Origin of the sequence: Staphylococcus sp. HMSC13A10, from assembly GCF_001808005.1 — a bacterium.
Lineage (GTDB): Bacteria > Bacillota > Bacilli > Staphylococcales > Staphylococcaceae > Staphylococcus > Staphylococcus pasteuri.
On the sequence record NZ_KV791844.1, the window covers coordinates 50,259 to 56,929 of the forward strand.

Annotated in this window: 6 protein-coding genes; 4 read left to right on the top strand and 2 right to left on the bottom strand. The window is 30.7% G+C overall.

Features of this window, described 5'->3' with window-relative positions:
- Window positions 1-51: 51 nt before the first annotated feature.
- Both HMPREF3125_RS03540 and HMPREF3125_RS03545 read right to left on the bottom strand, forming a co-directional pair.
- Window positions 52-714, bottom strand: coding sequence for a deoxynucleoside kinase (locus HMPREF3125_RS03540; RefSeq protein ID WP_070451990.1), 663 nt, complete (start codon window positions 712-714; stop codon window positions 52-54).
- A gap of 1 nt (window position 715) precedes the next feature.
- Window positions 716-1,324, bottom strand: a complete 609-nt coding sequence (locus HMPREF3125_RS03545; protein WP_017637555.1) for a deoxynucleoside kinase — start codon at window positions 1,322-1,324, stop codon at window positions 716-718.
- A gap of 66 nt (window positions 1,325-1,390) precedes the next feature.
- On the opposite strand from HMPREF3125_RS03545, the gene tadA reads away from it, so the two are divergent.
- The 4 genes from tadA to HMPREF3125_RS03565 form a co-directional block, all read left to right on the top strand.
- The gene (tadA, locus tag HMPREF3125_RS03550) at window positions 1,391-1,873 is read left to right on the top strand and encodes a tRNA adenosine(34) deaminase TadA (RefSeq protein WP_070451991.1); all 483 of its coding nucleotides are present in this window, start codon (window positions 1,391-1,393) and stop codon (window positions 1,871-1,873) included.
- 97 nt (window positions 1,874-1,970) lie between these two features.
- On the top strand, window positions 1,971-2,837 hold the full coding sequence (locus tag HMPREF3125_RS03555) for a Cof-type HAD-IIB family hydrolase (protein ID WP_070451992.1): 867 nt from the start codon (window positions 1,971-1,973) through the stop codon (window positions 2,835-2,837).
- A gap of 27 nt (window positions 2,838-2,864) precedes the next feature.
- Window positions 2,865-3,431, top strand: coding sequence for an NADPH-dependent FMN reductase (locus HMPREF3125_RS03560; protein ID WP_029056362.1), 567 nt, complete (start codon window positions 2,865-2,867; stop codon window positions 3,429-3,431).
- 634 nt (window positions 3,432-4,065) lie between these two features.
- Window positions 4,066-6,671 (top strand): SdrD B-like domain-containing protein (locus tag HMPREF3125_RS03565; RefSeq protein WP_256278065.1); only part of this gene is annotated, 2,606 nt, incomplete at its 3' end.

Consider the following 6,671-nt stretch of genomic DNA (forward strand, 5'->3'; position numbering starts at 1 on the left):
GTCTTTATCAAAAAGATATCTATATTGGCGTTAAATTTTATATTCCTTTTTTTATCTAGGGTCAGTTTCTCTATATATTTTAATAACATGAGCAATTTTTTCAATAATAGGGTTTAATGAATCTGGGTCATTATGCACATCATAGTCGTTAATGTTAACGCGGACAACAGGACAAGCGTTAAAACTATTGATCCAATTATCATAACGTTTAAATAGTTTTTGCCAGTATTCAGGGTCAGTATTAATTTCAATATCACGACCACGTTCTTTAATTCTCTCTATGACTTCATCATAGTTACATTCCAAATAAATAAGCACATCAGGCTTTGGAAAATAAGGTGTCATAACCATAGCGTTAAATAGTTCAGAGTATGTTTGAAAATCAGCTTCACTCATTGTACCTTGTTCTTCATGCATTTTCGCAAATATATCAACATCTTCATATATTGAACGATCTTGTACAAAACCGCCTCCATATTCAAACATTCGTTTTTGTTCTTTAAAACGTTCTGCTAAAAAATAAATTTGTAGATGAAAACTCCAGCGCTCAAAGTCATTATAGAATTTATCCAAGTAAGGATTGTGTTCTACGTTCTCAAATGAAGTTTTAAAATTTAATTTATCTGCCAAAGCTTGAGTGAGTGTTGATTTACCTACTCCAACTGTACCTGCAATTGTAATAATAGCATTTTGTGGTATGTTAAACGAATTCATTTTATATATCTCCAATCATTGATTTTACTTGTTTTAAAATACCTTGGTAATCATCTTCATTATTAACAAAGTCTAGTTTAGTCGTATCAATGAATAATGTATTTACGTTTGTATTTTGTAAAGACTCATAAAAATTATGATAGTCATGTTTCAAAGCTAATAAGTAATCATCTTCAATTTGGTGCTCAAAACTACGATTACGTTTAGCTATTCTCGCCTTAAGCGTTTCTAATTCTGCATCTAAAAATATAACAGTATCAGGCATCGACAAATCTTCGGTGAGTATGTCATATATACGTGTGAATTTATTAAATTCTTCAGGTTGTAGTGTATTTTTCGCAAAAATTTTATTTTTATAAATATGTGCGTCACTAACAATGCCTTTATGTTTAAAGTTAATATCTTGAAATTGTTTATATCTATTACATAAAAAGAACATTTCAGTTTGGAAACTCCATTTTGAAATATCTTCATAAAAATCTGATAAAAAAGGATTTTCATCAACAATTTCTTTTTCTTCATAAAAATCTAATGATTGACTTAATTTGTGTGCAAGGGAAGATTTACCAACACCTATTGGACCTTCAATTGCGATAAATGGTTTATTCATATTCACTTCTCCAAATGTTAAGATAGACAGTGAGTATTGTAACACAAGTGAGGTGTCTGGACACGAATGGAAACTGATGAATATTATATGAAAATTGCCATAGAAGAAGCCCAAAAAGCTGAACAGTTAGGCGAAGTGCCTATTGGTGCAGTTATAGTTAAAAATCATCAAATTATAGCTCGTGCACATAATCTAAGAGAAACTATGCAACAACCCACTGCACACGCTGAACATTTAGCCATTGAGCGTGCCGCTGATGTTTTAGGAAGTTGGCGTCTTGAAGATTGTACTTTATTTGTAACACTTGAACCATGTGTTATGTGTGCGGGCACTATAGTAATGAGTCGCATTCCTTCTATTAAATATGGTGCTGCAGATCCTAAAGGTGGTTGTTCGGGTAGTTTAATGAATTTATTGAATCAACCGAATTTTAATCACAGAGCACAAGTAGAAAGCGGATTGTTAGAAGCAGAGTGTGGTAATCTACTGAGAAAATTTTTTAAAAATTTAAGAGAAAAGAAAAAATCAGACAAACGGGCTATTCAATAGATACAAAAGAATTTGTTAAAATAGAATAGTAAAGCAAGTGTTTGATTGTAAATAAATTATCTAGATAATAAATAATAGAATGGAACGAGGTTAACGAATGATTAAGTTAATAGCAACAGATATGGATGGTACGTTATTAAATGCATCACATGAAATTTCTCCAGAGAATCAACAAGCAATTCGATATGCTCAAGAACAAGGTATTACTGTAGTCATCGCAACTGGTAGAGATTTTTATGAAGCAAATACACCAGTAGCTGATACAGACTTGAAAGTGCCGTATATTTGTTTGAACGGGGCGGAAGTTCGCGATGAAACATTTAATATTATGAGTACCTCTCATCTCAATCATGAATTAGTTAATAAAGTGACTTCAAAATTAAAAGATGAAGGTATATACTACCAAATTTACACTAATAGAGGTATTTATACTGAAAATCCTCAAAAAGACTTAGATATATATATAGATATTGCTGAACGTGCTGGTCAACAAGCAGATGTTGAAAAGATAAAAGCAGGAATTCAAAAACGTATTGATAATGGAACTTTAAAAGTCGTCGAAAGTTATGATGATATAGAGGATATTCCAGGTGAATTAATCATGAAAGTATTAGCTTTTAATCCAGATTTAGAAAAGATGGACCGTATTGGACAAGAACTTGCGGCATCACCAAACCTTGCTATTTCTTCTTCTTCAAGAGGAAATTTAGAAATTACTCATTCAGATGCACAAAAAGGCATTGCATTAGAAACAATTGCTGAACGATTAGGAGTCAAAATGGAAAACGTAATGGCAATTGGCGATAACTTAAACGACGTTTCTATGTTAGAACGTGTGGGATATCCTGTTGCTATGGACAATGCAGCACCAGAAGTAAAAGCTATCGCAAAGTATACAACTGACACTAACGAAAATAGTGGTGTAGGAAAAGCAATTATGAAACTGATTAATGACAATCAATAATTTAGCTAAAAAGGAGTTAACAAGAGAATGAAAGGAATAGCAATAATAGGAAGTGCACAATTGGGGTCTCATACAAGTGCCTTAGCCCAATATTTACAAGGACAATTTGAAGAACATGATGTCGAATTGGAAATTTTTGATTTAGCTAAAAATCCAATCCATCAATTGGACTTTGCAGGTACAACACAAGCAACTGATGAAATTAAACAAAATGTAGATATGTTACAAAGCAAAGCTATGGAATCAGATTTCTTTATACTAGGAACACCTAATTATCATGGCTCATTTTCAGGTATTTTAAAAAATGCATTAGATCATTTAAACATGGATTATTTTAAAATGAAACCTGTTGGTCTAATTGGTAATAGTGGAGGTATAGTAAGCTCGGAGCCACTTTCACAATTACGGATTATCGTTAGAAGCTTATTAGGAATAGCAGTTCCAACACAAATTGCTACACACGACAGTGATTATGCTAAATTGGATGATGGTACCTTATACTTAGAAGATGATGAATTTCAATTACGTGCAAGATTATTTGTCGACCAAATTGTTTCATTTGCTAATAATAGCCCATATGATCATTTGAAATAAACAATTATATAAATTACTAACTTAACTCAAACAAATATTTGATAAGGGTTTAAATTATTCAGAACTCTATCATTATTGTTTGAGTTTTATTATGTTTAAAAAGTAATTTGTTTTTAAATTCTATACATTTTTAGAATTAAGTTATTTAATTTTATGGCATTTTTATGATTGATATTCTTTTAAAAAGATTATACAATAATGTTGTTAAATCATTGGAAGTCATTTCTTGGCTTGCAATATCTAATGAAACGCTACAATTAAATATTAAAAGTACAATTGTAATTAAGCATATAGTATACATATAACGATAATCCTTTTAATTGTTAAATTTTGTGTCCAATTTTTTAGAGAGAAACGATTGAACTTGTAATCACTAACTCTAACTAGACATTGAACAATTGAGAGGATAATTTTTTTGTAATTATTTTGTAAATTAAGTTTACTAAAATTTGAAGTTTTTTAAATTTTAGTAAATAAAAATAAGAACAATTAAACATAACGAATATATTTGTTTATATACAAAAATAAATAAGCGTTGCAAAACAATATTGTTTATATTATATTTGAGATGACAACGATATGTATAAATATATGGTTGTTACATATAATTTTTAAAAGTAGCTAGGAGGAAAATATGAAAAAAAGACTAGATTTTTTACCTAACAAATTGAACAAATATTCTATCAGAAAATTCACAGTAGGAACCGCATCAATATTAGTAGGAGCTACATTAGTATTTGGTGTTGGAAACCAAGAAGCTAAAGCAGCTGAAAATACTACTGAAGAGTCGTCAGCACAAACAAGTGAAGATACGTCCTCACAAGATGATGCTGTGAAACAAAAAGATGTTGTTCAAACAAACGAACAAACTACAAATAACAATGATCGTCCTGAACAAACAGATCTAACTAAAGAAAATAACGTAACAGAAGAACAATCTACACAAGAAGATTCAAAAGCAAATTCTTCTGAAGAACAAGTAACAAAAGAAGATGCTGCTAAAGAATCTACAACACAAGCAAACACTAAAGAAGAATCAACAACAGAAAGACCAAAAGTAGAAACAACTAAAGAGGAATCAACGACAGAAGACACAAAAGCAGATGCTATTAAAGAAGAACCAACAAAAGAGGCACCAAAAGCAGAAACAACTAAAGAAGAATCAACAACAGAAGACACACAATCAAACACTACTACAGAACAAACCCCAGAATCAAATCAAACTGATTCAAAAGAAACTACTTCAGCAGAAACATCTCAAACAAAAACTCAATCTCAAAATTCACAAAAAACAAATAATTCACAAGACGTTGACACTGTAGTTAACGATGTTCAAAATGCTACAACAACACAAGATAAACAAGATGCTTTAACTAATTATATTGCTGATGCAAATAACACAAGTAAAGCAGATGCTAAAGCACAAGTTGAAAACTTAGATTTAGACTTTAATAATATTGATAAAAATACATTATTAAATGCATTAGCTAAAGATTATTCAAATAAGAAAGAATCAGAAACAACTTATGCTACTGAACGCTCTATAACTTCTACACCAAAAACTGTAAGTCGTTTAGCTGTAAGAAAATTAGCTGCTGCAAAACAAGGTACGAATGTAAATAATAAAGTACATTTTTCTAATATTGATATAGCTATTGATAAAGGTCATACAAATACTCAAACAGGCAATAAAGAATTTTGGGCAACATCAAGTGATGTATTAAAAGTAAAAGCTGATTACACAATAGATGATGATGTACATGAAGGCGATCAAATGACCTTTAAATACGGTCAATATATCCGTCCAGGTTCAGTGACTTTACCTACTACAGAACAAAATTTATATGATGAAAATGGAAGATTAGTTGCTAAGGGAGTTTATGATAGCGCGTCTAATTCGACAACGTATACGTTTACTAACTATGTAGATCAATATAATAATATTAAAGGTAGTTTTGAAAAAGTTGCTTTTGCCAAAAAAGAAAGTGCAACTACAGATAAAACATCTTATCCTATGCAAGTGACATTAGGAAGTGACTCATATTCAAAAAATGTAATTGTAGACTATGGTAATAAAAATGTTCCGATTATTTCTAGTACTAATTATATAGAAAATGATACATTAGCACGTCATATGACTGCATATATTAACCAACCTAAAAGTACATTTACTACTGAGAAATTCACAACTAATTTAACTGGATTTAAGTTTGATCCTAGTAAAAATAATTTCAAAATTTATGAAGTAACTAATCAAAATCAGTTTGTTGATAGTTTTGCACCTAATACTGCAAACCTTAAAGATGTAACTAGTAATTTTAAAATAAATTATAGTAATAATAATCAAACTGCGACGATTGACTTATTAAATGGAGCTAAAAGTAGTAATAAGCAATATATTATTCAACAAGTAGCTTACCCTCAAGATAGTTCTACAGACACTAATGGTAAAATTGATTATAAATTAGAAACAAATGAAAAATCTTATGGATGGTCAAATTCATATGCTGCTGTAGCAGGTTCTTCTACTGCAACTGGAGATGCCAAAAAATATTCACTAGGCGACTATGTATGGGAAGATACAAATAAAGATGGTAAACAAGATGATACAGAAAAAGGTATTGAAGGTGTATATGTAATTCTTAAAGATAGTAAAGGTCAGGAAATTGACCGTACTACTACAGATGCTTCTGGTAAATATCAATTTGATAACTTACAAAATGACACATATACAGTTGAGTTTACAACTCCAGATGGTTATACACCAACAACTGCAAACGCTGGTAACGATGATACCGTGGATTCAGATGGATTAACTGTTACAGGCGTTATTAAAGATGCTAATAACTGGACATTAGATAGTGGTTTCTATAAAACACCTAAATATAGTTTAGGTGATTATGTATGGAAAGATACAAATAAAGATGGCAAACAAGATGATACAGAAAAAGGTATTCCAGGCGTAACTGTAACATTAAAAGATAAAGACGGTAATGTACTTAAAACAACAACTACAGATGAAAATGGTAAATATCGTTTTGATGATTTAGATAGTGGAGATTATATTGTTCATTTTGATAAACCTGAAGGACTTACTCAAACAACTACTAATTCTGGTGAAGACGATAAAGACGCTGATGGTGAAGATGTCCATGTAACTATTACTGATCATGATGATATGACTATAGATAATGGTTACTATGATGACGACTCAGATTCAGACGCAGATAGCGATGCGGA